Source organism: Clostridium sp. AM25-23AC (genome assembly GCF_003435125.1).
Lineage (GTDB): Bacteria > Bacillota > Clostridia > Lachnospirales > Lachnospiraceae > Pilosibacter > Pilosibacter fragilis.
This window is the reverse complement of the sequence record NZ_QWGI01000075.1, coordinates 1,617-3,053: the sequence shown is the minus strand read 5'-3', so window position 1 is coordinate 3,053 and position 1,437 is coordinate 1,617. Positions and strand designations below refer to the sequence as shown.

At 53.7% G+C, this 1,437-nt stretch carries 1 rRNA gene (cut by a window edge); it reads right to left on the bottom strand.

From position 1 onward, the window contains the following. Window positions 1–27: 27 nt before the first annotated feature. A 23S ribosomal RNA gene (locus DW677_RS18585) occupies window positions 28–1,437 on the bottom strand; it runs 1,591 nt beyond the window's last position.

Sequence of the window (1,437 nt, the reverse complement as noted above, 5' to 3'; positions counted from 1 at the left end):
ACCGTTTCATCAACCAACCAGACCTTCCTGGATAAGCCCTCGACCGATTAGTAACAGTCAGCTCCATACATTACTGCACTTCCACCTCTGCCCTATCTACCTCGTCGTCTTCAAGGGGTCTTACTTCTTTCGAATGGGATATCTCATCTTGAGGGGGGCTTCACGCTTAGATGCCTTCAGCGTTTATCCCTGCCAGACTTGGCTACCCGGCCATGAGCTTAGCAGCTCAACCGGTACACCAGCGGTCCGTCCATCCCGGTCCTCTCGTACTAAGGACAGCTCCTCTCAAATATCCTCCGCCTGCGCCGGATAGGGACCGAACTGTCTCACGACGTTCTGAACCCAGCTCGCGTACCGCTTTAATGGGCGAACAGCCCAACCCTTGGGACCTACTTCAGCCCCAGGATGCGATGAGCCGACATCGAGGTGCCAAACCACTCCGTCGATGTGAACTCTTGGGAGTGATAAGCCTGTTATCCCCAGGGTAGCTTTTATCCGTTGAGCGATGGCAATCCCACTTTCATACCACCGGATCACTAAGTCCTAGTTTCCTACCTGCTCGACCCGTCGGTCTCGCAGTCAAGCTCCCTTCTGCCTTTGCACTCTTCGAATGGTTTCCAACCATTCTGAGGGAACCTTTGAGCGCCTCCGATACCCTTTCGGAGGCGACCGCCCCAGTCAAACTCCCCACCTGACATTGTCCCCGATCCAGATCATGGACCATGGTTAGAAACCCAGTAACGCAAGGGTGGTATCCCAACAGCGGCTCATATGAAACCGGAGTTCCATACTCGTAGCCTCCCACCTATCCTGTGCATGCATTACCGAATCCCAGTATCAAGCTGGAGTAAAGCTCCATGGGGTCTTTCCGTCCTGGCGCAGGTAACCAGCATCTTCACTGGTATTTCAATTTCACCGGGTGCATTGTCGAGACAGCGCTCAAATCATTACGCCTTTCGTGCGGGTCGGAACTTACCCGACAAGGAATTTCGCTACCTTAGGACCGTTATAGTTACGGCCGCCGTTTACTGGGGCTTCAATTCAAAGCTTCGATTGCTCTAACCTCTCCTCTTAACCTTCCAGCACCGGGCAGGCGTCAGCCCATATACATCACCTTACGGTTTCGCATAGACCTGTGTTTTTGCTAAACAGTTGCTTGAGCCTATTCTCTGCGGCCAGATCTCTCTGGCACCCCTTATCCCGAAGTTACGGGGTCATTTTGCCGAGTTCCTTAACAATGCTTCTCCCGCCGGCCTTAGGATTCTCTCCTCATCCACCTGTGTCGGTTTACGGTACGGGCACATGATACACAATAGCGGCTTTTCTCGGCAGCTGGAATCGGATGCTTCCCTACTTGAGTTCGGTCCGCGTCACGCCTTTGGCTTGTCAAGCGGATTTGCCTGCCTGACACCTCCTGCGCTTGCCCGGGAATCTGTC